19 protein-coding genes are annotated in these 23849 nt (G+C 59.6%); 6 read left to right on the top strand and 13 right to left on the bottom strand.

Going from position 1 to position 23849, the window contains the following annotated elements; all coding sequences use genetic code 11:
• Positions 1-165: 165 nt before the first annotated feature.
• A complete protein-coding gene (locus BBF94_RS12690) occupies positions 166-951 on the bottom strand; it encodes a sulfite exporter TauE/SafE family protein (RefSeq protein ID WP_065259370.1) in 786 nt (261 codons plus the stop codon).
• A gap of 95 nt (positions 952-1046) precedes the next feature.
• Positions 1047-1796 carry a hypothetical protein gene (locus tag BBF94_RS12695; protein ID WP_065259452.1) on the bottom strand — a complete coding sequence of 250 codons (750 nt, stop codon included), beginning with the start codon at positions 1794-1796 and terminating at the stop codon, positions 1047-1049.
• Between the two features lie 246 nt (positions 1797-2042).
• On the opposite strand from BBF94_RS12695, the gene BBF94_RS12700 reads away from it, so the two are divergent.
• The gene (locus BBF94_RS12700) at positions 2043-3191 is read left to right on the top strand and encodes an aldose epimerase family protein (RefSeq protein ID WP_065259371.1); all 1149 of its coding nucleotides are present in this window, start codon (positions 2043-2045) and stop codon (positions 3189-3191) included.
• A gap of 160 nt (positions 3192-3351) precedes the next feature.
• Here BBF94_RS12700 and BBF94_RS12705 read toward each other — a convergent pair whose 3' ends face one another.
• The 6 genes from BBF94_RS12705 to BBF94_RS12730 form a co-directional block, all read right to left on the bottom strand.
• A complete protein-coding gene (locus BBF94_RS12705) occupies positions 3352-3615 on the bottom strand; it encodes a PAAR domain-containing protein (RefSeq protein ID WP_065259372.1) in 264 nt (87 codons plus the stop codon).
• Between the two features lie 94 nt (positions 3616-3709).
• Positions 3710-4051, bottom strand: a complete 342-nt coding sequence (locus BBF94_RS12710) for an immunity protein Imm33 domain-containing protein (protein WP_065259373.1) — start codon at positions 4049-4051, stop codon at positions 3710-3712.
• A gap of 42 nt (positions 4052-4093) precedes the next feature.
• Entirely contained in the window at positions 4094-4576 is a 483-nt protein-coding gene (locus BBF94_RS12715) for a DUF4265 domain-containing protein (protein WP_065259374.1), read from the bottom strand.
• Positions 4566-9251, bottom strand: coding sequence for an RHS repeat-associated core domain-containing protein (locus BBF94_RS12720; RefSeq protein WP_082302396.1), 4686 nt, complete (start codon positions 9249-9251; stop codon positions 4566-4568). Before BBF94_RS12720 ends, BBF94_RS12715 begins: the two co-directional genes overlap by 11 nt.
• The gene (locus BBF94_RS12725) at positions 9248-12154 is read right to left on the bottom strand and encodes a type VI secretion system Vgr family protein (RefSeq protein WP_065259375.1); all 2907 of its coding nucleotides are present in this window, start codon (positions 12152-12154) and stop codon (positions 9248-9250) included. Before BBF94_RS12725 ends, BBF94_RS12720 begins: the two co-directional genes overlap by 4 nt.
• Positions 12155-12282: 128 nt before the next feature.
• A complete protein-coding gene (locus tag BBF94_RS12730) occupies positions 12283-12798 on the bottom strand; it encodes an Hcp family type VI secretion system effector (protein WP_039767797.1) in 516 nt (171 codons plus the stop codon).
• Positions 12799-13230: 432 nt separating this feature from the next.
• On the opposite strand from BBF94_RS12730, the gene BBF94_RS12735 reads away from it, so the two are divergent.
• Positions 13231-14052: an aldo/keto reductase gene (locus BBF94_RS12735; RefSeq protein WP_065259376.1), complete on the top strand. Its 822-nt coding sequence runs from the start codon at positions 13231-13233 to the stop codon at positions 14050-14052.
• A 29-nt stretch (positions 14053-14081) separates the two neighbouring features.
• Positions 14082-14552, top strand: a complete 471-nt coding sequence (locus tag BBF94_RS12740) for a DUF1810 domain-containing protein (protein ID WP_065259377.1) — start codon at positions 14082-14084, stop codon at positions 14550-14552.
• Here BBF94_RS12740 and BBF94_RS12745 read toward each other — a convergent pair.
• Positions 14517-16877 carry a DNA polymerase II gene (locus BBF94_RS12745; protein WP_176704453.1) on the bottom strand — a complete coding sequence of 787 codons (2361 nt, stop codon included), beginning with the start codon at positions 16875-16877 and terminating at the stop codon, positions 14517-14519. The genes BBF94_RS12740 and BBF94_RS12745 overlap by 36 nt on opposite strands.
• A 188-nt stretch (positions 16878-17065) precedes the next feature.
• On the opposite strand from BBF94_RS12745, the gene BBF94_RS12750 reads away from it, so the two are divergent.
• On the top strand, positions 17066-17506 hold the full coding sequence (locus tag BBF94_RS12750; protein ID WP_065259379.1) for a CBS domain-containing protein: 441 nt from the start codon (positions 17066-17068) through the stop codon (positions 17504-17506).
• Between the two features lie 50 nt (positions 17507-17556).
• Here the strand turns inward: BBF94_RS12750 and BBF94_RS12755 are convergent, their stop codons facing one another.
• Together BBF94_RS12755 and BBF94_RS12760 are read right to left on the bottom strand one after the other, a co-directional pair.
• Complete coding sequence (locus BBF94_RS12755) at positions 17557-18180, bottom strand: glutathione S-transferase (RefSeq protein ID WP_065259380.1); 624 nt, start codon at positions 18178-18180, stop codon at positions 17557-17559.
• 91 nt (positions 18181-18271) lie between these two features.
• The gene (locus BBF94_RS12760; RefSeq protein WP_065259381.1) at positions 18272-19360 is read right to left on the bottom strand and encodes a DUF1615 domain-containing protein; all 1089 of its coding nucleotides are present in this window, start codon (positions 19358-19360) and stop codon (positions 18272-18274) included.
• A gap of 170 nt (positions 19361-19530) precedes the next feature.
• Between BBF94_RS12760 and BBF94_RS12765 the strand changes: the two genes are divergently transcribed.
• Positions 19531-21066 (top strand): FAD-dependent oxidoreductase, encoded by a 1536-nt coding sequence (locus BBF94_RS12765; RefSeq protein ID WP_065259382.1) that lies wholly within the window; start codon positions 19531-19533, stop codon positions 21064-21066.
• A gap of 3 nt (positions 21067-21069) precedes the next feature.
• On the opposite strand, the gene hemB is transcribed toward BBF94_RS12765, so the two are convergent.
• Positions 21070-22044 carry a porphobilinogen synthase gene (hemB, locus tag BBF94_RS12770; RefSeq protein WP_065259383.1) on the bottom strand — a complete coding sequence of 325 codons (975 nt, stop codon included), beginning with the start codon at positions 22042-22044 and terminating at the stop codon, positions 21070-21072.
• A 142-nt stretch (positions 22045-22186) separates the two neighbouring features.
• Positions 22187-22885: a glutathione binding-like protein gene (locus BBF94_RS12775; RefSeq protein WP_065259384.1), complete on the bottom strand. Its 699-nt coding sequence runs from the start codon at positions 22883-22885 to the stop codon at positions 22187-22189.
• Between the two features lie 273 nt (positions 22886-23158).
• Here BBF94_RS12775 and BBF94_RS12780 point away from each other — a divergent pair, with 273 nt between their 5' ends.
• Complete coding sequence (locus tag BBF94_RS12780; RefSeq protein WP_065259385.1) at positions 23159-23833, top strand: histidine phosphatase family protein; 675 nt, start codon at positions 23159-23161, stop codon at positions 23831-23833.
• The last annotated feature ends 16 nt before the right edge of the window (positions 23834-23849 follow it).

Here is a 23849-nt window from a genome sequence, read left to right on the forward strand (position 1 = left end):
CTTTTGATATCCACGCTCTAATGATTGCGCATCGTGGCGATTGTTCCGGGAGCTACCCGGCAAAAGTGTTTCGCCTTGCCCAAAGCTTAGGTCAGCAACGATTTTGCGCAACCGGACGGGCGTGATCCTGTCGCCCATTTGTTTACGCTTTATGACCGTCGCGAATCAAAAGGCCAGCTTGTAACCAATCAACACCAGCATCGTCGCCAGGCATGGACGCAGCAGTTCATCGGAGACCCGACCGGTCAGGTGACTGCCAAGCCAGATGCCAGGCAGCGAGCCCAGCAGCAGGAAGCCCAGCACGCCCCAGTCCATGTTGCCCATGCTCGCGTGGCCAAGGCCGGCGACCAGGGTCAGTGGTACGGCGTGGGCGATTTCGGTGCCGACCAGGCGGCGCGTCGGCAGCAGCGGATAGAGGATGAACAGCGCGACGGTGCCAAGGGCGCCGGCGCCGATGGAGGTCAGGGCGACCATGGTGCCGAGGATCAGGCCGGTAATCACGGTCATGACATTCAGGCGCGTTCCGTTCGGGTTGTAGTTGCCGCCGGCGCGTTTGTGGGCGAATTCCAGCAGGCGTTTCTTGAACAGAATCGCCAGCGCCGTGGCGAACAGGACGAAACCCAGCGCCTGTTTGATGATGGCGTTCATCGCCTCCGGTGCAGCATGCAGCGTACTGAGGAACCACAACGTCATCGCCACCGCCGGAACACTGCCCAGGGTCAGCCAGCCGGTAATGGCCCAGTCGATGTTCTTGTTCTTCCTGTGCACCAGCACGCCGCTGGACTTGGTGATGGCGGCGTACAGCAGGTCAGTGCCCACCGCCGTGGCCGGATTGATGCCGAACCATAGCAGGATCGGCGTCATCAACGAACCACCGCCGACACCGGTCATGCCGACGATGAACCCCACCACCAGCCCGGCAACCACCAGGCCGAAATTTGCCAATTCCATTAAAACATCCAGAAGACGACAGGAAAAATCCGGTCCGCAGCATAGCGATTTTTCTTATAACCACCTATATCGATCCGATCTATCGTTATGCCATTTCACTGTACCGGCAAAAAATTCAAGAACAGCAGGCTCTGGGCGTAATTCAAACCGATGCGCCGATAGCGCTCGTCGAGCATCTGGGTCAACAGATCCAGACGCGCCACGACTTTGCCGAACTCCGTGGCGAAGCTCAGGTTGCTGCCCTCCTCCGATATCTCATTGGAAAACAGCAGCGGCTGACCTTCCTTGTTCTGCCGCTGGGCAAGGATCCACGTGGCTTTCTCGATGTTGCGCGCGGCGTTGTTGACGAAGGTCGGGTTGATCGCATCGGTCATGTAGAACTCGGTACGGTTGCCGTGAGCGGTGACCAGCATGCTGCCGATGGCATAGATGAAGGCGCCGACCCGGTCACCCAGAAACTCCGGGCTCATGGCATAGCTCAGTGCCGCCAGATCTTTCTTCCCGCCGAGAGTCGGCAGCGGTTGCTGCTGCTCAATGGCCAACCGCACCTGCTTGACCGCCGTACGAATGTCGAGGAAGCCGGATTTGCGCAACTCGTCCGGGTTGCGCAGGTACAACTTACCCATCAAGCGATAGAGGCTGTCGAGATTGTCGCGCATCGCCAGCGTGGCCATGCGGTCTACGCTGGTCTGGAGAAATTCCTGAGGCCTGCCCTCGCGCATCTGACTGATGAAATTGTTGCCGTCCTGGTGGCTGCAGGCGCCGAGCAACAGCGTCGACAGGCAGGCCAGCAGCAGACACGGGCGATGAATGAATGCAGCGATGTGGAGCAAAACTCTCGGCATGAATTCTTTGACGGACACATTCCTGTGCGGCGGGAGTCACCGCAACCTGGCCATGGATAGAGCCGGGGATTGCGCAAAAGTGCGGTGCCGCAGAGTTTTCCCGACTTTCGGCGTTTGACGAGTCACCATTTAGTCCGACTTTATTTTTGCAATAGGCGTTTAATCGTCTATAAGTTTTCATTCAAACGACAATTAGCATGACTATTTAGTGATTTTGAAAACAACAACAAAAAAGGAAGGTCAACCATGCTTCAATCCCGACAATCACTCTGCGGCCTCGGACTGTCCCTGATGATCGCCACCCTCTCCGCCCAGGCCGCAGGCCTGACCAGCGAACACAAAGCGTTCGGCAAAACCAATGACGGCACGCCGGTCGAGCAATACATCCTGCGCAACAGCCACGGCATGCAGGCCACGGTCATCACCTACGGCGCGACCTTGCAGGCGCTGCGGGTGCCGGACAAACACGGCAGGCTCGACGACATCGTTCTCGGTTTCGACGATGTGCAGGGTTACCAGAAAGGCACCGCGTACTTCGGCGCGACCATCGGACGCTTCGGCAATCGTCTGGCCGATGGCGCCTTCGAACTCGACGGCAAGCGCTATCAAGTGCCGCAGAACGACAAGACCAATGCCTTGCACGGCGGCACGCAGGGTTTCGACAAAAAGGTCTGGAAGGCAACGGAAACCAAAGACAAGGATTCGGTCGGCGTGACCCTGACCTACCTGTCGGCAGATGGCGAAATGGGTTTCCCCGGTAACCTCACCACCGAAGTGACCTACCGCCTCACCGACTCCAACGAGCTGCGCATCGACTACAAGGCCAGCACCGACAAACCGACAGTGCTCAACCTGACCAACCACAGCTACTTCAACCTCGCCGGTGCCGGTAATGGCGACATCCTCAAGCAGGTCGCCACCCTGCACGCCAGCCATTACACCCCGGTCACCGCCAAACTGATCCCGACCGGCGAACTGGCCCCGGTGGCCGGCACGCCGATGGACTTCACCAAACCCACCGCCATCGGCCAGCACATCAAGGCCGATCACCCACAACTGAAATTCGCCGAAGAAAAACAAGGCGGCTTCGATTTCAACTGGGCGCTGGACACCCAGGGTGACGTCAGCAAACTCGCCGCCGAAGTCAGCGACCCGCAATCCGGTCGCCACCTGCAGCTGTACACCAGCGAACCGGGTGTGCAGTTCTACACCAGCAACTTCCTCGACGGCACGGTCAAGGGCAAGGGTGGCAAGGTCTATCCGCACTGGAGTGCGTTCACCCTGGAAACCCAGCACTACCCGGACTCGCCGAACCAGCCGAACTTCCCGAGCACCCGACTGGATCCGGGACAGACCTACACCCAGAGCGTGGTGTTGAAGTTTTCTGCGAAGTGAAAGCAAAAGATCGCAGCCTGCGGCAGCGTCTACAGGGGAAAATCAATCCTCATGCAGAGCTGTCGCAGGCTGCGACCTTTTTGCTTCTTGAACCCCTGGACCGGCCCTGCCCACTCTGGATATCGACCAAGGCAGACAGAAGTAACCGAAATTCAGGGACTCAGCTGATTACGGCGCCTTTCGGGCCACTGGAAATCAACGCGGCTCCACAGGCGGTTTTCATGCCGTCCAGCGCGATGGGCACGCCATCGACGGTGTAGGTGCTGCTGCCCTCGGCAATAGGAAAAACCCCTTTGCACAAGGGACAGCTGACTTTGTGACCAACCCCGGCAATTGGCTTACCGTTGAGGTTGGTTTGGGAGAATGCTTCGATCACCTTGCCACCGTGTGTGGTGGAGTCGCCCAAGCGGATTGCGTCTTTCATCGCGTCACTCCTTTGACAAGTATTGACTACTCATACATCAACGTTGTCTTGAGCAGCATTGAAACAGGTTTTCCTCCGGTTCCTCTATTTATCGTTACTCAGTCATCCATACGTCTTCATACCCTTGCGCATCAGTAATGAACTTTGCCCCTGTGGGCAGAGAGAGAAAGCTCACCGTCTGCGGAAGAATTTTACTCAAGTGGCGAACATGGACAGCCTGGTAAAAATCATCCGCAGCACAATACTCTCCGCAGTGAATGAACCAACTTACATTTCCTCCTTCGGGAAGCTCCACTCTACTGCCGTAAATGGGAGATCGGCCGAGTGTCTTCAGGGCGACAGCAACCATGTCCTCAGGGGGCTGGATGGCGAGCCCATATTTTTCACAGAGTATTCTCTGAGACGAGTCAGGAGTGGTCGTTTCAAGCTCGCTCAAGAGATTTTCCTCCGACCACCGTGTTGTTCTTCGCCCATCACTTCAACTCTGTAGCCACCAGTTCAGAAGCGTCTCGTCCTCGTCGTCATCAATGTTTTTATAGATGTTTGCGTAATACCATTGGATGCCGGTTTTCTCGCTAAACCGATCAAAAAACTGATTGATCTTATCCATCCCATTGATCGCCGGGACGGCTAGCGAGAGGTTGCCCTCATGTACACCGTCCAGTGTTCCACCCAGCTCAAGACCGACACCTCGTTCAAGTCCGTCTATTTCCTCAGGGGGAATGTAATCGGCATAAATGTGGATGCAAAAATTGCCACCTCGCTTCAACACGTCTGCATGGGCGTTTTTGTTCTTGATCGAGATCACATCACCCCGTGCCAGATTCAGCGCCAGGCCCGGAGAGGAAAGCAGCTCATATGTATCCTCCGCAACCTGTCGAGCCGGCAGTTCCTCGTACACCGGGCCATCGTCATCTGCGACGAATACTTGAATCAAAACAGGTGCGCTTCTATCGTCCATACGGTGCTCCGCAGCTTCCACGTTCAACACACGACATACCCTCTTTCACATAACCACTGTTCCCAGCGCTCAGGTTACAGGATGCGCCCTCAAGATCCACGTTTACATCGGCGAGGTTGCCACCATTGGACGTCGCCACGTTCTTGTGGCCCAAGTGCATGTCATCCGGGTTTGTAGAGGTATGTCCACAACGCCAGCACTTGTAGACACCCACAGGCTTGCTCTTGGCAATAAGCTTTTTGCGGCAAGCAGACTGCCCTTTCCGACTGCCACCACCGACCTTGCTCGCCGCCATGTCTTGAGCCGATGCTCCATGACCATCTTTCAGTGCGACCTTTGACGGGGCTTTTTTCACCAGACCAAGCGGGTCGATCCACTGGGTTGGATTAGGTGCGTATTGGTGAAGGTTGATACCACCAGCCAGGCCTATCGGATCCTTCGAGATGAAGCGCCCGACCTGCGGATCGTAGTATCTGTAGCGGTTATAGTGCAGACCCGTTTCATGGTCGTGATATTGCCCCTGGAAACGTATGGGGTTGGTCAATCCGTGCTGGACAGCAAAACTGGTCTTCTCTTCCTTTACTTGTCCCCACGCCTGGTAACGAGCTGCCCACACCACCTGCCCCTTTTGGTCTGTCAGCTCGAGGGGAGTCCCCAGATGATCACACTGATACCAGGCCAACACATCGAAGGGTTGCGCCTTCGGCTCATGAGCCCATAACGGGTCATCATCGAGGCTGTAACTCCCGAGGTACTCAGGCTGACCAACCAAATTGATCGGACTCTGTCGAAGCGCCTGCGCTATGGGTATAAACGTGCCCGGCTCATAAATGTAATGCACGGTACGCCCGGTACCGCCGTCCATGTCGGCAGGGCTGCTTTCCCACGACAAATTGTCTCCATCCCAGCCGTAGAGTGTCAGGCTGCAACCGAGCTCACGCTGTATGCGTCCCTGTTCATTTCGATTCCAGTGCGAACCGGCTTCGTGACGATGCTTGAAGTGCGCCGTCGAATTCTTGTAAATCCGACGCCCCAGCGCATCGTAAGCAAACTCGACAGAGAGACGAGAGTCTTCAAAATGAACCAGTCGATCAAACAAATCCCACCGCAATTGACTGCGGTTGCCATTGTGCCAACGCAGCGTCTGATTTCCGCGTTCGTCGTATTCATAGTGGGTACCGGCATACTCGCGTATCAGGTTATCCAGAAGCTTGCTGCGTGGAGGATCGAGTTCCAGAGGCCTGCGTACCTCTGAAGCCTTTTCATCGAGCAGGTTACTGGCCGGGTCGAAAGAGAATGTCTCCAATCCATTACGGCTTACGGCACTGAGCAATCGCCCGACCGGATCATAGCGATAGACTGCTGGGCCTCGGCGACTATCGTTGAGCTCCGACAATTGGCCGACAGCGTCATACTTGTATTCGCGCTTGAGCAATGTGGACTTGTCATCCACTCGCGCCAGTAATTGCTCTTGCAGACGACCAGCAGGGTCCCACTTCTGCGTTTGCAATAAATGGTTGCCCTGATGACGGGCAACCTCTCGATGCAGGTCGTCACGCTCATACCCGACCAGCTCGTGCTCATCCAGACGCAGCGCAAGCAAGTGGCCACTGCCATAGGTCAGCCAACTGACACGGTGACCGTCTGGGCGAGTCGTCGCAACGCATTGATTGAGCACGTCATACTCATGCTTCCAGATAGCAACTGTCGGCTGCTCAAGACCCAGATAGTGCTGGTGCTCTCTCGTCAGATTGCCCGCCGGATCATAGAACCACTGCAGGCGGCTCTGATCGTTCGTGGCCATGACCATGTTTCCATTGCCGTCGTAAGCAAAGGTCTCGCTTTGAGCTGTCTCGCCAAGACTCGCGTGACGCCCGATCAATCGTCCCTTCGGATCGAACGTCATTGAGATAACGCGCTCTGCGGATACAGCCTGAGCCAATCGGCCAGTTTCGGGATCGTACTGATATCGAGTCGTGCGACCGTCGAACCCCGTCTCCTCAAGGAGTCGTCCTACCGGATCGTAATGGAACTGGGTACGTTGATTGTTCTCGTTTTCGAGTGCCACCAGGCGTCCCAGCCGATCCCAGCGATAACTGAGACTCTGTTCGCAAGCATCGACTCTCTCGGCGATCAACCCCGCTGCCGTGTAAGTCCAGGTCGTGCAGCGATCCAGGCCATCAACATGGGTCAGCAAACGCCCTTCGGCGTCTCGTTTAAAGTGTTCTTCAGTTTTATCGGAATGCGTAACAAGTACAACATGTCCCGACTCGTACTGGTATTCAGTACTCTGTCCCGCTGCATCAGTGAAGCAGATCATCTGACCGCGTTCGTTGTATTCCCAGGCACTGGCCTTACCCGAACAGTCTGTGTATTTCAGCAACAAGCCTGCATCGTTGTATTCGAGTTTCTTTTCGTTGCCATTGGCGTCCTTGATAGCAACAGGTCGACCAGCCTTGTCATAGGCATACTCCGTCTTATTGCCCAATGGATCGACGGACTCCACCAGATTTCCAGCGTCATCGTAGGCGCGTTCCCACCGCCCCCCTTCAGCATCGCTGATCTTGATCAACTGATTCTGATCGTCATAAGCATAGTGAGCCACACTTCCGTCGGGACTTATGTGCTCGAGCAAGTTACCTCGCTCGTCATAACTGTAACGTTCAGTACTTCCGTCGGTATGAACGTGACGAATCACATTTTTGGCTTCATCGCGGAAGAACCACTCCGATCGTTCGTCCGGATATCGAATTCGATAGGTGTAACCCAAAATGTCGTAGTAGTGCCAAGTCTCATTGCCGTGTGCGTCAGTAACGTACGTGAGACGAATGTTTTCGTCCCAATCCAGGCGAGTATCGAAACTGCCGTCGTCAGCCCATTCGCGAACAGCTTTAGCATCAGCGGTGTGCCCTTGCCATTGCAGATTCATGCCACGGCCGGTGCGATCGGTATATCGGGTAAGTAGATGGTGTTGGTATTGGTATTCCCAGGCCGCCCCGTTCTCATCTTGTGCCTGAACCAAGTCCCCGAAGTCATCGTACTGATAGCTGCAGAGTTGCCGCCGGGGTGAACCATCGCAAATTTCCCAGAGGCCTGTTATCCGGCCATGGTCGTCGATGAGAGTACCTACATGTAGGAGAACCTGAGTCACGTCATCCTGATAAGTGATCAGATCTGAAAGAACAGAGACATCACCGTGGCGATGCTCGTAATGCAGCATCAACCCGGCACCATTACGCATCACCACATTCGTCAGCCAGTAACTGCGACCACGGCGCACATAGGTTTCTTTTCGCTCGAAACCAAAGCAAACCAAAAGTTGATCTTCGCTCAAGCGTACGAGTGTGACGTTTTCAACGGCGTTATATTGGAATTGGCCAACTTTGGGCAATGGGAAGTCAATACTTCGACCGTCGGCGCCAAAAAACACTAATCCGTCGCCCCGACAGTCAAACCGGGTGGAAAACTCCGTCACCCACCGTGCTCCCAACTCGCTCGTGTCAAATGCATCAAATCGAGAGCTGTAAGTACGCACCCATTCAATCGGGAATGGACCGGGCAGGCTGAAGTCGGTGTGGCTCAAGGATTCTGAGCCCAGTGCAAAGTTGATACTGTTGCAAGTACCGGTACAGCAACCGTTCTTATCCCCCTTCGCGGCCTGACTTGCCGGGCTTTCCTTACTGCTCGCGCCCAGTTGACCATCAGTACCCTGACGTTGAGCTTTACTGGTCGCACCCGGTTTGACACTGGCGCTCTGTCCATGAGCATTACGCTTGCGCCAGCTGGCAACGGCCCCAGTCAGCATGACGAGCAACCAACCGATCGAATGCTGGACACCTGGGTCACTCAGCTTGGTCAGTTGACCGCGCAGTTCCGGCCCCATTGCTCGCAAGGTAGAGGTATGGCTCAGTACCAGGTGTTTGACCTCGTCAGGCATCAGAGCCCGCGAGGCGCTATTGGCCAGCCCTTTACCAGCAGCTTTGTATGCGCTGAATACCGCTCCGAAAATGTTGCCTATGGCAGCCTTCGGATCACTGAGCAGTTTGTCGCCAGCAGCGCTGATCTGCTTCTTCGCAGCCTGCACAGAGCCCTTTGTATCGAGCTCACCTTTGACAACGGTTTCAAGTCCTTTCGCAATCTCGTTGATCGCACTCTCACCAAGCTTGCCTGCATCAGAAAGTATGCCGGCCAACTTTCCCTGGGCCTGTTTCGCGAAGTCGTCAATAGTACCGACGATCGTGGCATTCAGATGACCAATCAAGACTTCGATCAATGAGTCGCCGAGCAACATCTTTGCGCTGCTACGCAACTCCTGTCTAACCAGGAACAGCGTGGGCCGCAGACTCATGCGTGCCGCAGCCATGCTAGGTGGTGCAGGCAGCACACCTATCAAGTTGATGCCCAGACTGACCCAATCGAGCACTTCGCGCTTTTTGCTCTTGGATAACGTAACGATGTCACCCAATGCGTCGACCAGCGCCATGATGTTGCCAACCACAGGCAACGAGCCCGCAACGTTTTTAATCCGGTCAAGCGTAACAACACCTCCGCTGATGGATTGGAGCCAGGCATCGAATTTAGCCGCTCCGCGTCCAACATCCTTTGCGTCGATAACATTGAGCGGAACGACGGCAACCTGAGGCTCACGTTTCACAACAGCAGTTTCAGTGGTCATGACAGCATCTCACCCGCCGGCAGGCCCGGGGTTTTAATAGAAGTTTTTGGCAGGGCTGGAGCCGGAAGCGTTGGCAACTTGCCCGCCTTGCTCGCCGCCCCGAGAATCCCCGACGCACTCGGCATCGCCGCACTCGCCAGCTTCGGCAACCCGGCCGCCCCACCCTGAATCACGCCTTTCACCTGCTGCGCCGTTTGCATAGTGCCTTGCGCGGTCTGCATCGCATTCATCCCTGTTTGCACCATGCCCTTACCCTTCTCCAAAACATCCCAGTTCTTGCTCGGCAACGCCTGCGCCACCATCGCCTGCACCTGACTCGGCACATCTTCTGCACCCGGCGGACTCAACGGCCACTCCGGCTTGCCGATGTAGCTGCCCTCACTCCAGGTGTCTGCCGGATCCTGGCCGAAGAGGACACGGGCCGGGCCCGGCGCGGCGCCGGCAACGCTGGCGAAGCCCTTGGCGTCGAGCTTGCCCTTGATGCTTTTGCCCAGCGCATCGATGACTTCGTAGTCGCCTTCCTTGATGCCTTGACGCCCGGCGTACTGGTTGAACAGCTCAAGATTGCCCTTGCCCGGTTTCGGCGGTTCCGGGAACACGCCGGCCAGACTTTTGGCGCCGGTGTAGGCGAAGTTCGCCGCGTGGGCGGTGTACGGGCCGCTGGTGGCGTGGGTGATGCCGCCGGCGTTGTAGGTCGTGGCGCTGCCGCCGCCCTGGATCACCAGTTCGGTTTTGGCGGTGATGGTGATGCGGTCAGCGTTGGCGGTGATGTTGAGTTTGGCCAGCAGGTTGATGCTGTCCTTCAGTGCCTTGACGTCGATGTCGCCGGAGGCCGCCACCAGACGCCAGCCCATGCTCTGCACGAACAGGCGCATGCCGCGGCTGGCACTGGCGAGCAGGCGTTTGCCGATGGAAAAACTGGTGTGCCCGGTGCTGCTCAGCGCCAGGTGTTCGCCGGTGGCGATGTGGCTGGAGCGTGGCGTGGTCAGGGCGATGCCGGCCGGGCTCGCCAACACCAGATGCGGTTCGGTGAACTCGGGGAATTCGTTGGCGGTAAGGTTCGCTGGTCCCGAACCGAGCACCCCTTGATGCTGGGCGTGCAGGGCTTTGGCCACGTCGTCCTGGTCGCCGGCCTCTTGGGCTTGCAGCTCTTTGGCCTGCGTGGCGAAACCGTCCTGTTGATCGCTGGCGGTGGCCAGGCGCTCGGCTGTTTCCGGCAGGTCCTTGTGATGTTTCGATTCGTTCGGGCGCGGCTCGGTGGTGATCAGCAGACCGGCACCGGCACGCACCGCGCCATGGCGGTCGGTGCGCAGTTCGAAACCTTCGCCCCGTGGCTGGCCGCCGCTTGGGCGCGGGTGGGTCAGGTAACCCAGGTTGATCGCACTCGCACCGTGATCACTGCGCAGCGCGATGCTGATCTCGCTGGTGGTGTCGTCGATGCGCAGTTCGTTGGCGCGGCTGCCCTTGTATTCCTTGCTCTTGACCGTGGCCAGGGTCTTGAAGTCAGGCAGTTTGTACGGCGGCAGGTTGGCACCGTGGTACAGGCAACCGGTGATCAGCGGCTGGTCGGGGTCGCCTTCTAGGAAGGTGATCAGCACTTCCATGCCGACCCGCGGAATGTTGATCGAGCCAAAGGTTTCGGCGGCCCAACTGGAGGCCACGCGCATCCAGCAGGTGGTCTTGTCGTCGTGCTGGCCTTCGCGGTCCCAGAAGAACTGCACCTTCACCCGGCCGTACTGGTCGCAGAAGATTTCTTCACCTTCCGGGCCGGTGACCACGGCGCTTTGCGACCCGAGGACCTTGGGTTTCGGATGGTCCAGCGGCGGACGGTACGGCACGTCCCACGGGATCGCGCTGAAGCGGTTGCGATAACCCTGATGGAAATCGTCCTTGTCGTCGGTGGTGTCGCTGGTCACCGACTCTTCCAGCACTTGCGGCTGCTTGCCTTCGTGGAAGATTTCAGTGAGCAGCCAGAGGTCGTTCCACGTCGGGTTGGCGTGGTCGGTCAGGGCCAGAAAATGCCCGGTGACCAGAATCGGCTGGTCGCTGTTGCCCTCGGCCAGGCGATAGTCGCTGCGGTGGCGTTCGAGGTTGCGGTTGGCCAGGTGCTTGCCGCGCTCGCGGTCCACAAAACGGCCGGGGTAATCGTAGTCTTCCAGGTCCGGCTGGGCGCTGCTCTTGGCGTCGCTTTCCAGCTCGATCTTCGGTTTGACGAAGTCGTAATCGCGCCGCGTGGTGCGGCTGGTACGGGTGGCCAGGCGCAGGCCGAAACGCTTGACCACCGGTTTGTCCGCCACCTGCCCGGAGTCTTGCTGATAGGCCACGGGCGCGAGTTTCGGGAACACCGTCTGGTCATCGCCGAAGGTCAGTTTGTGGCCGCTGGACGTGTGCTGGAAGTGGTAGTGAATCCCCTCCTCTTCGCACAGGCGCTGGACGAAATGCAGGTCCGATTCATCGTACTGCGTGCAGTAGACGCGCTCGGGATAGATCGCGCTCAGCTGGAAGTGGTAGTCGCTGGCGAGAATGCCGTGTTCTTCCAGCACCTGGCTGATGATTTGCTGCACGGTCATCTGCTGGAAGATGCGCTGATTGAAGCGGTGCGCGAGGTACGAAAGCTGCGGGCGCAGGGAAATCTTGTAGCGGGTCAGGCGCTTGCCCGCCTCGCCCTGGGCGATGCTGTAGATCAGCCCGTGAATCCCTGTGCCGCTCGGCGACAGCTGAAGGAACGCCAGTTTGTGCAGCAGGCTTTCGAGGTTGATCGAGGCCTTTTCGCTGACCAGCTCCAGCTCGAATTCAAAGGGCGTGTTGAGGGCTTCTCGACCGGTGAACGACAGCACCTGAAAATCGCTGTTCGCGCCATCGATGGTCAGATTGAAATGAGCCTGGTTGGCCGGTGAGAACATTCCCTTGTCCCTCGCACAGTGCTGCGACACACGCCCGATCAATAAGGATCCGACGGTAAAAACACTTTCAGTCGTAAAGACGCCTCGACCGGCAAAACCGGCCGAGGCGGTACAACCGTCAGCCGTAATTAAACGACTGGAGCACGCCAGTCATCGGAACCCGAAGTACCGGATACTTCGTGGGTCCAGGTGATTTTGCGGTAGGTGAACTGCACTTCTTCCAGGTGGGTGAAGTGGGCGTTCGATGGGTCCTGGCAGTTGTGCATCTTGTTGTTGATGGCGACGATGATCGCGTCTTCCAGTTTGGTGGTGTAGTAGTGCTCTTGAGTACCTTGAGCCGAAGTGCGGTACCACTGGATGACGATTTCGCTCATGCGCTCGCCGGAGGTCAGAGCAGCTTGCAGCAGAGGCGAAGCCTTGTCGTAGACCTTGGTGATGATCACTGGCTTGTGAACGCGCTGACCGGTTGGCTGACCGGACTGTGGGTCACGCGGGATGATCACGTCGTGGCTGAACGCCTGAACCATGACCTGGTCTTCGTGACCTTCCTGGTAGGTGTTGCCAACGGAGTCGGCGGTGAAAGCGCCGGCAGTGATCAGGCCTTGTTTTTCGCCGGTAACCGACATGTACGCTGGTGTTGCCATGGGATGCTCTCCTTGCTCAAAAGACAGGACCGGACGGCGTGATTGCCTGTCCAGGCGGCAAAGGAGGAATCAAAAGTCATACCAGCAATCACATGGCCATTACCCATCAAGGGCTTACGAACTTCGTGTGGGAATTCTCCAATTTTTTCTGTAGGAAACAGCGAAAAAGTGCGCAAGAAGTTGCGCAGCACTGTGCAACTTCTTGCGCACTTGGCTGGAGGCCTTGATCGGCAGGGTATGCCGGAGATTTGACCGTGGTTTTATTACGGGTAACTGCGCAACTTTTTGCGCACTTCCAAAACGCCCTTTCAATACATCGGAACAACAGAACCTCACCATAGTCGCCTCAACGGGCCGACACGCCTCATTTGGAACTCATGGGCTATCCTGCTGCCACTTAAAGGTATCGACCGTTTCAGAAAGGAGGTTTGAATGCGTACCCTCGAACTGGCTGGCGTGCAGGTTCCGGTGATTGGCCAGGGCACCTGGCGCATGGGCGAAGACCGCTCGGCGCACAAGCATGAAGTGGCGGCCCTGCGCAGCGGCATCGAACTGGGCATGACCCTGATCGACACCGCCGAAATGTACGCCGAGGGCGGTGCCGAAAGCGTGGTTGGCGAAGCCATCGCCGGCCTGCGCGATCAGGTGTTCCTGGTCAGCAAGGTCTACCCGCACAACGCCAGCCGCAAAGGCATTCCCCAGGCTTGCGAACGCAGCCTGCGCCGGCTCGACACCGACTATATCGACCTTTATCTGCTGCATTGGCGCGGCCAGTATCCACTGGAGGAAACCGTCGAAGCCTTCGAGCGATTGCGCGAGGACGGCAAGATCGGTCGCTGGGGCGTGTCGAATTTCGATGTCGACGATCTCGAAGAACTGTCTTCATCGGCCTGCGCGACCAATCAGGTGCTTTACAACCTCGAAGAACGCGGCATCGAATTCGATCTGCTTCCATGGTGCCAGCACCAGCGCATGCCGTTGATGGCGTACTGTCCGATCGGCCAGGGCGGCGCCATGCTGGCCGAGCCGGTGCTGCAACGGATTGCCGCTCGTCACGGCGTGACCCCGGCACAGGTTTCGCTGGCGTGGATTCTGAGTCAGGATGGCGTGATCGCGATTCCCAAGGCCGTGCGCCCGGAACATGTGCAGCTCAATGCACAGGCGGCGCAACTGCAGCTCGATGCCGGGGATCTGGCGGCGCTGGACCAGGCGTTTCATGCGCCACAACGCAAGCAGCGGCTGGCCATGGTCTGAGCCACCGCCAACGGGCAGAGGGCTTCGCCATGAGAAGCACTGATGAGTACGACCCGTTCAACCTGCAACGCTTTGTCCAGGCCCAGGACCCGGTGTTCGAACGGGTCCAGCGCGAACTCGGCGAAGGCCGCAAGCGCAGTCACTGGATGTGGTTTGTGTTTCCGCAGTTCGCCGGGCTCGGGGGCAGCGAGATGTCGCGACGCTACGCCATCGGCTCGGCCGGTGAGGCCAGGGCCTACCTGGCCCACGGACTGCTCGGCGCCCGGCTGCGCACCTGCACGCAACTGGTGCTGAATGTGCAGCAACGTTCGATCGCCGAGATTTTCGGCCATCCGGACGACCTGAAATTCCACTCATCGATGACCCTGTTCGCCCAGTTCGCCGATGGAAGCAGCCCCTGTCATCAGGCGCTGGAGCGCTATTTCCACGGCATACAGGACGAATGGACGCTGCAACTGCTGGACTCAAAACAGACCCAGTTGCCCCCCGATCAGGGTTGAGAAATCGTCGTCGACAAACGGCAGGATCGCATCCGCCACCGGTTGCAGCTGGCGGGTGATGTAGTGGTCGTAATCGATGGCCGCACGCCGCACTTCCAGCGGCTCGGGGCCGGCCAGGGTAATGACGTAGCTGATCCAGCCGCCGTTCTGGTATTGCCGCGGGCGACCGTGCTGCGCGTTGTAATCGTCCGCCAGCCGTGCGGCACGCACGTGGGGCGGCACGTTGCGCTCGTAGTCGTCGAGGGTGCGGCGCAGGCGCTTGCGGTAGACCAGTCGCTCGTCGAACTCGCCAGCCAGGGTCTTGCGCACGTATTCGCGCACGTAATCCTGATACGGCTTGCGCTGGAAGATCCGCTCGTACAGTTCCTGCTGAAATTGCCGGGCCAGCAGCGACCAGTCGGTGCGCACGGTTTCCAGGCCCTTGTAGACCATTTCTTCGCTGCCGTCGGCACGGGTCACCAGGCCGGCGTAGCGCTTCTTGCTGCCCTCCTCTGCACCGCGAATGGTGGGCATCAAAAAGCGCTTGTAGTGGGTTTCGTACTGCAATTCGAGCGCGCTTTCCAGCCCGTACTGTTCATGCACATGTGCGCGCCACCAGTCGTTGACGTACTGCACCAGCGCCCGGCCGATCGTCGCCGCTTCTTCCTGTCCGTGTAGGCGGCGCAGCCAGACAAACGTCGAGTCGGTGTCGCCATAGATCACCGTGTGCCCCCGGGCCTCGATCAACTGCCGGGTACGAAGCATGATTTCGTGGCCGCGCAAGGTGATCGACGAGGCCAGCCGTGTATCGAAAAACCGGCAACCGCTGGAGCCGAGCACGCCGTAGAAGGCGTTCATGATGATCTTCAGCGCCTGGGACAGCGGCGCGTTGCGCTCGCGTTTGGCGGTCTCGCGGCCCTCGGCGACCCGGGCGACGATGGACGGCAGGCAATGCCGGGTGCGGGAAAACCGCGCACCACGAAAGCCCGGCACCGAGTCGCTGTCGTCGGGGTGCTGCAAGCCTTCGATCAACCCCACCGGGTCGATGAGAAAGGTACGGATGATCGAGGGATAAAGGCTTTTGTAATCGAGCACCAGCACCGACTCGTACAGCCCCGGTTGCGAGTCCATGACAAACCCGCCGGGGCTGGCCTGGGGCGGATTGGTGCCGAGGTTCGGCGCCACAAACCCCTGACGGTGCATCAGCGGCATGTACAAATGAGTGAACGCCGCCACCGAGCCGCCGCTGCGATCCGCCGGCAGGCCGGTGACGCTGGCGCGCTCCAGCAAGAACTTCAGCAGCTCGGTCTTCGCAAAGATCCGCGTGACCAGTTCGCAATCCTTGAGGTTGTAACGGGCCAGCGCGGGTTTGTCCTCGGCGAACATCCGGTTGATCTCGTCCATGCGCTGGTAGGGGTTGTCGATGGACTTGCCCTCGCCGAGCAACGTCTGGGCGACGTTTTCCAGGCTGAATGAAGGAAAACTCCAGGTCGCCGAACGCAGGGACTCGATGCCGTCGATGATCAGCCTTCCTGCCGCTGCCGCGAAGTAATGATTGCGGCTGCCGTGTTCGCGCCACTGCATTTCCTCGCCACCGCGCCCAAGCTTGAGCGGCACGCCAAGGCGCCGGGCATGTTCATGGAGGATGCGCAGATCAAACTGCACGAGGTTCCAGCCGATGATCGCGTCGGGATCGTGACGGGCGAACCAGTCGTTGAGTTTCTTCAGGATCAGCGTGCGGGATTCGCAGTATTCGAGGTCGAAATCGACAAGGCTGTCATCGCCGTTCGGCGCGCCGAGCATGTACACCTGCCGTTGGCCGCAGCCTTCCAGCGCGATGGAGTACAACTCGCCCTGCTCGGTGGTTTCGATGTCCAGCGAGACCAGCCGCAGTTGCGGGCGATAGTCGGGCGCGGGCTTGAGGTGAGCGTCGAGCAGCACACCTTCGGCATCGAACGTGCCGCTGAACCACACCGGTGCGGTGATGAAACGCTCCATCAGGTAGCGTTCGGGCGGCCGCACATCGGCTTCGAAGACATCGACACCGTGACGGTTGAGCGCCGTTTCCAGGCGCATCAACTGACCGTGCTGCTGGCAATACAGCCCGAGCACCGGGCGATGTTCGAAATCCTGCAGGGCCAGGGGGCGCAGTTCGACGTTCCTTTCGTCCGCGAGCACGCGCTCGGCCTGCTCGCGCTGCGCCGCCGGGATGAACGCCACCGACGGCTGATGCGGCAGGCGCACATGGCGCGGTCCGGCATCGGTCGCCAGCCAGAACTCGACTTCGGTGCCGGCCGGAGTGTCGCGCCAATGCCGGGTCAGGACGAAGCCCTGCTGTAAATCCACCACTGCAGCCTCAAGAATTGATTCAGACGGGCATTCTACGCGGCAATGCAGCGACCGGTGACAAACCGCCCGGATTGAAAAAGCCGGCAAATGACGTTTTTTGCGTGTTATCTGCCGTTTTGCGACCTTGCCCTGCGCGCCACGGTCTACGATGCTTGGAGAACAACGACAACACCTGAGTAACCGCCATGAAAACCGTCGCCCAGCTGCTCAAGCTCAAAGATCAGAAAAATCAGGAAGTGCACCAGATCAAACCCGATCACATGGTGCTCGAAGCGCTGATGAAGATGGCCGAGAAAAACGTCGGCGCCTTGCTCGTGGTGGAAGACGAAAAAGTGGTGGGCATCATCAGCGAGCGCGATTACGCGCGCAAACTGGTGCTGCACGGGCGCTCGTCGGTGGGCACGCCAGTGCGCGACATCATGGTGTCGAACGTCATCACGGTCGACACTCACCAGACCGTCGATACCTGCCTGGGCATCATGTCCGACAAACGTCTGCGGCACTTGCCGGTGGTTGAAAACGGCAAACTGATCGGCCTGCTGTCGATCGGCGACCTGGTCAAGGAGGCGATCGCCGAACAGGCCGAGCTGATCAAGCAGCTGGAGCAGTACATTCGCGGGGAATGATGCCCCCCCGATCGTTCCCACGCTCTGCGTGGGAACGATCACTCGACTTCTTAACCGGGCCAATGCCTTGCGAAGACCGGCGCCAGCACCGGGTGCCGGTCGATGCGTTGCAGCCACGCGTAAAAACCGGGCCGTGCCTGGCGCAAATGTTCGCGGGTGCCGGCCCAGCGTGTCACCACCGCCGCCAGCACATCCAGCGCACCCGGCGTTTCGTCGTCCAGATAGAGTTCGGCGGAGAACAGGTCAGAGAACACCTCCCACATCCAGTGCAGTCGCTCCCGGGCGCCGGCCATCAGGTTCTGCCGTGCCGCTTCATCCGGCATCACCAGCCAGCGTTCGGGATAGTCGATGACCCCGATGGCCGCATAGCAATTGCTGACGATATACACCAGACCGCGAATGGCCTGGTCACGGTCGACAACCTCGACCGGCAGCAGGCCGGACTTTGGAAAATTCAATCCCAGATGAATCAGGATCGCCGCGCTCTCGGTCAGCACACTGCCGTCCGGCAGTTGCAGGGACGGAATCTGTTTGAGCGGATTGAGCCTGGCCAGCTCCTGCGCGGCTTCGGCGCTGGCTTCGACATCAATGAACCGGTACGCGACCTGACACAGTTCGAGTGCCGCCTCGATGGCCGCCGCCCCTGAATTCCTGTGGCCGTAAAGTTGATACATGTTCCCTACCCCTCGTGATAGCGACTCCCGGTCTGCCCTGGAGTGTAGAAGGCGCGACGCAGATCGCCGCCGCGAGCCGATGACCGAGCCCTCAGCTTCCGGCCATGCAACGCCGGTAGCGCTCATCGACCCGCTTGGCGAACCACGCGGTGGTCAGCTTGCGGGTGATCTTCGGACTTTGCAGCACGATCCCCGGCAGTACCGCCCGGGGCAACGGTTTGCCTTGCGCCCGCTCCGCCAGTTCAAAGACCCGTTGATACAGGCGGGTCTCTTCGAATCCGAGCGTATTGCCTTTCTCCAGTTGTTCGCGGATCACCGGATTGCGCATGCCCAATGACTTGCCAAGCTTGCGCACCGCCAGTTCGGTGGTGCCCGGCATGATCGAGTCATAGCGGATCAGGTCGCCATCCAGCGCCAGCGGCACACCCGACACACGACTGACTGCGTTCTGAAACGCCGCGTTGCGACTGGCGTACCACCCGGCGTTGAAATCGGCAAAACGGTACAGCGGCTCGCGGTAATTCACCGGATACCCCAGCAAATGGGCGATGCCGAAGTACATGCCGCCACGGCGGGTGAACACTTCGTGGCGAATCGTGCCGCTCACCGGGTACGGATAACCCTTGGCGTGCTGTTCGGCGAATTCGATGCTGACCTGCATCGGCCCGGCGGTGTGGACCGGGTTGAAACCACCGAACAGTGTGCGCCCCATCGGCACCATGCCGATGAAGTCATCGAAAATGCCGCTCAGGTCTTTTTCGGTACGTGCCGCGCTCAAGCGCTCGCTGTAGGTCTTGCCGTTGGGCGAACGCACCTGCAAGGCGCCGCTCACCAGAAGGCTCGGGACATGGACCCTGGCGGCGCGCCGGTCGATTTCGTCGCGGGCGATCTTGCCCAGGCCGGGTACCGGCGGGTCGACCTGAAAGTTGGACTCCTGCTCGGCGACGGCCAGCACCGAACACAGGTTCTGCGTGGTCGGGCTGATGCCCTGGGCGGCGAACGCCGTGTAGATGTCAGTGGCCCAACCCTGACGATCGGCGACTTGCGCCGGCAGCAGGCGCACGATCTGCGCCTTGACCTCGGCGGGCGGGCGCGGGGCCGCTTCCTGTGTACGTTGACCGGCGCAACCGGCCAGTACCAGTGCAGCGATGAGGCAGAGACATGATCGAAGGCTGTGCATAACGCTCCATGAAGTCCGTCGAGCCGGGTTTACCCTACGCTCAATTCCGGTTTGCAGGATAGGACTCCCGGCCTGCAACGCTGTTCCATCACCCCGTCCGGCAGGCTGACTGGCCGTGCTCACCGGGTGATCCATACTTGCTGCTGCACACCTCAAGGGCAGGACAGACCATGAACCGCAGTGACGTCTTGATCATCGGCGCAGGTCCCACCGGTCTGGTACTGGCCCTGTGGCTGAGCAAACTGGGTGTGCGCGTGCGCATCCTCGACAGGACTTCTGCGCCGGGCACCACTTCGCGGGCGCTGGCGGTGCAAGCGCGCACCCTTGAGTTGTACCGGCAACTGGACCTGGCCGACACGATCGTGCGCAACGGCCACCGGGTCGCGGCGGCGAACTTCTGGGTCAAGGGCAGGCCGGTGGCGCAACTGCCGCTCAACCGGATCGGCGAAGGCCTGACGCCGTATGCGTTTCTCGAAATCTACCCGCAGGACGAACACGAGCGCTTGCTGATCGACCGCCTCGAAGACTACGACGTGACGGTCGAGCGCAATACCACACTGGAAAGCTTCACGGAAAACGGTGACGGCCTCACCGCCCATCTGCGGCTGCCGGATGGCGAGCAGGAAATCTGCCAGGCCTGTTATCTGGCCGGTTGCGACGGTGCCCGCTCGGTGGTGCGCAAGACCCTCGACACCGGTTTTCCCGGCGGCACCTATCAGCAGATCTTTTACGTCGCCGACGTCAAGGCCAGCGGCCCGGCGCTCAACGGCGACTTGCATCTGGATCTGGATGAGGCCGATTTTCTCGCGGTGTTCCCGCTGGCCGGCGAAGGTCGTGCACGGCTGATCGGCACGGTGCGCGATGAGCGTGCCGAGCGCGCCGAAACCCTGGAGTTTTCCGATGTCAGCAGCCGCGCCATCGAACATCTGAACGTGCACATCGAAGACGTCAACTGGTTCTCCACCTACCGCGTGCATCATCGGGTGGCGAATCACTTTCGCAAGGGCCGGGCGTTTCTGCTTGGCGACGCAGCCCACGTACACAGCCCCGCCGGCGGCCAGGGCATGAACACCGGCATTGGCGATGCGATCAACCTGGCGTGGAAACTCGCGGCGGTGCTCGGCGGCGCAGCCACGCCAAAGCTGCTCGACAGCTACGAAACCGAACGCATCGCCTTCGCCCGACGGCTGGTCTCGACCACCGACAAGGTTTTCAGCTTCGTCACCGCCGAAGGGCGAATGGCCGACCTGTTGCGCACACGGCTGGCACCGTTCGTGATCCCGAAATTGGCGTCATTCGAGACCAGCCGCGAATTCCTCTTTCGCACCGTCTCGCAAATTACCGTCAACTATCGGGGCATGGCCTTGAGCGAAGGCGTGGCCGGGCATGTCCACGGCGGCGACCGTTTGCCGTGGGCCCATGATGGCGAGGGGGACAATTACGAGCCGTTGCGCAACCCGTGCTGGCAGGTGCATGTGTACGGCGACACCAGCGACGAGATGATCGCCTGGTGCAATGAACATCACCTGCCGCTGCACGTATTCGACTGGCGACCGGCGTTCGAGACGGCGGGCCTGGGGCGCAACGGCTTTTACCTGTTACGCCCGGATACTTATGTGGCGATTGCCGACAACAGCGCGGATCCGAAGGTGATCGAACGGTACTTTCGTGACCACGGGATCCGGCCGTTTTTCAATTGCCCCTGAAGTTCAGATCCCGGCCAGTGCCAGATCCATCGCAAAGTAAGTGAAGATCAGGTCCGCACCGGCACGCTTGATCGCGCCGAGGCTTTCGCGCACCACGCGGTCTTCGTCGATGGCCCCGGCCTGGGCGCCGAACTTGATCATCGCGTACTCGCCGCTGACCTGATACGCCGACAGCGGCAGGTTCGAGGCCTGGCGGATGTCGCGGATGATGTCGAGGTATGCGCCGGCCGGTTTGACCATCAGCGCATCGGCCCCTTCCTGCTCGTCGAGCAGCGATTCGCGCAGGGCTTCGCGGCGGTTCATCGGGTTCATCTGATAGCTTTTGCGGTCGCCCTTCAGCGCACTGCCGCCGGCCTCGCGGAACGGGCCGTAGAGTGCCGAGGCGAATTTGGTCGAGTAGGCCATGATCGCGGTCTGGGTGAATCCGGCGTCATCCAGCGCTCGGCGAATGGCCTGCACCTGGCCGTCCATCGCTGCCGACGGCGCGATCACGTCGGCACCGGCACGGGCGGCGGCCACGGCTTGCTTGCCGAGGTTGATCAGGGTCTGGTCGTTGTCGACTTCATGGTTGTGCATCACGCCGCAATGGCCGTGATCGGTGTACTCGCAGAAGCAGGTGTCGGACATCACGATCATTTCCGGCACGGCGTCCTTGGCGATCCGCGACATGCGCGACACCAGTCCGTTTTCACGCCAGGTGTCGCTGCCGCTGGCGTCCAGGTGATGGGACACGCCGAAGGTCATCACCGACTTGATACCGGCCCGGGCATAGCGCTCGATCTCGCTGGCCAGTTTGCGCTCCGGAATGCGCATCACACCGGGCATGCTCTTGATCGGCACGAAGTCATCGATCTCTTCTTCGACGAAGATCGGCAGCACCAGATCGTTGAGGGTGAACTCGGTCTCCTGGAACAGGCTGCGCAGGCTCGCATTGCGGCGCAGACGGCGTGGACGTGCTTCGGGGAACTGGCTGGACATGGGGTCTTTCCTGAAAACGGCGGATGAGACGAAAGTCGTAGGGGGCGAAGCTTATGCCTTGCGGGGGATGAGGTACAAACCTGGATCAATCAAGAGTGCGTTACCGGGCACGCAATAATATGCGCACCCGGCTCACACCGACTTATGAAGGAACGGTCAACCCGCGCACCACCGCCGGCCGCGCCAGAAAGCGCTCCAGCACCCGGGTGACGTTCGGGAAGTCCTTGATGCCGACCAGATCGCCCGCCTCGTAGAAACCGATCAGGTTGCGCACCCACGGGAACGTGGCGATGTCGGCGATGGTGTAGCGCTCGCCCATGATCCAGTCACGTCCTTCGAGGCGGGTGTTCAGAACGTTGAGCAGGCGCTTGCTTTCGTCGACGTAACGGTCGCGGGGACGCTTGTCTTCGTAATCCTTGCCGGCGAACTTGTTGAAGAAGCCGAGCTGGCCGAACATCGGGCCGATGCCGCCCATCTGGAACATCAGCCACTGAATGGTTTCGTAGCGCAGGGCGCCTTCCTGGGCCAGCAACTGGCCGCTTTTGTCGGCGAGGTAAATCAGGATCGCGCCGGACTCGAACAACGGCATCGGTTTGTCCTCGGGACCATGGGGATCGAGAATCGCCGGGATCTTGTTGTTCGGGTTCAACGACAGGAACGCCGGCGACATCTGGTCGTTGGTGTCGAAGCCCACGCGGTGCGGCTCGTAGGGCAGACCGATCTCTTCGAGCATGATCGAGACCTTGACGCCGTTGGGAGTCGGCAAGGAATAGAGCTGAATCCAGTCGGGGTACTGCGCCGGCCATTTCTGGGTGATCGGGAACGCGGACAGATCGGTCATGTGTAGCATCCAGTCACAAAATGAAAGGCCTGAGCATAATCCACGTTTTGCGCGCCGGCTCGGGTTCTTTTTGCCACGACGGCCGGGCTTACTTAAATCCGCAACATGCTGTCGCTACCCTGCTCTCCGGCCGCGCAGGCACCCCTGATCGAACCAAAGGCTTTCAAGGGGCTCCAAGGAAATCGTTCAAGACAGGGAATACACCCGGCGCCGGCGGCCCGTGGTGCAGTGGTTTGTCAGCCTTAACCGATCAGACTGAAGAACCTTTATCTCATGACGAAACTGATGAAAGTCGCCAGACGCTTCAAACATCGCGCTTATGTGGCTCTGCCCTCGCTGCTGGCAATGAGCGCCCTGTTTCTGTCCCTCGAGTCCAGCGAAAGCCGCGCGCAACCGGTGGACGGGACCCAGACCCTGATCTTCCTGCGCCACGGGGAAAAACCCGTCGGCGGGCTCGGCCAGCTCAATTGCCAGGGCCTTAACCGCGCCATCGAACTGTCGACCCTGCTGCCGGAAAAGTTCGGCAAGGCCGACTACGTGTTTGCCGCCAACCCGACGCGCAATGTCGAGGAAGGCGAGCTGGACAACACCTACAGTTACATCCGCCCCCTGATGACCATCAGCCCCGCCGCCATCAAGCTCGGCCTGCCGGTGAACATCGAGTTTTCGGCCAACGACACCAGCGACCTGGCCCGGGAACTGATTGCCGACAAGTACCACAACTCGACCATCTACACGGCGTGGTCCCACGGCTACCTGCCCGAGCTGATCAACAAGGTCGCGGGCAAGGCCGTGGGCGAGAAGCAAAAGATCACCGAAGACTGGGCATCCAGCGATTACGACTCGCTGTATGTGCTGACCCTGACCTGGCACAACGGCAAGGCCAGCCTGCAGAGCCACAGCTACAAACAGGGGCTGGACAACGGCAAGGTCACTTGCCCGACCTGAGTTGATCCGGAGCCCG

The sequence above is a fragment of the Pseudomonas bananamidigenes genome (genome assembly GCF_001679645.1).
GTDB classification, from domain to species: Bacteria; Pseudomonadota; Gammaproteobacteria; order Pseudomonadales; family Pseudomonadaceae; genus Aquipseudomonas; species Aquipseudomonas bananamidigenes.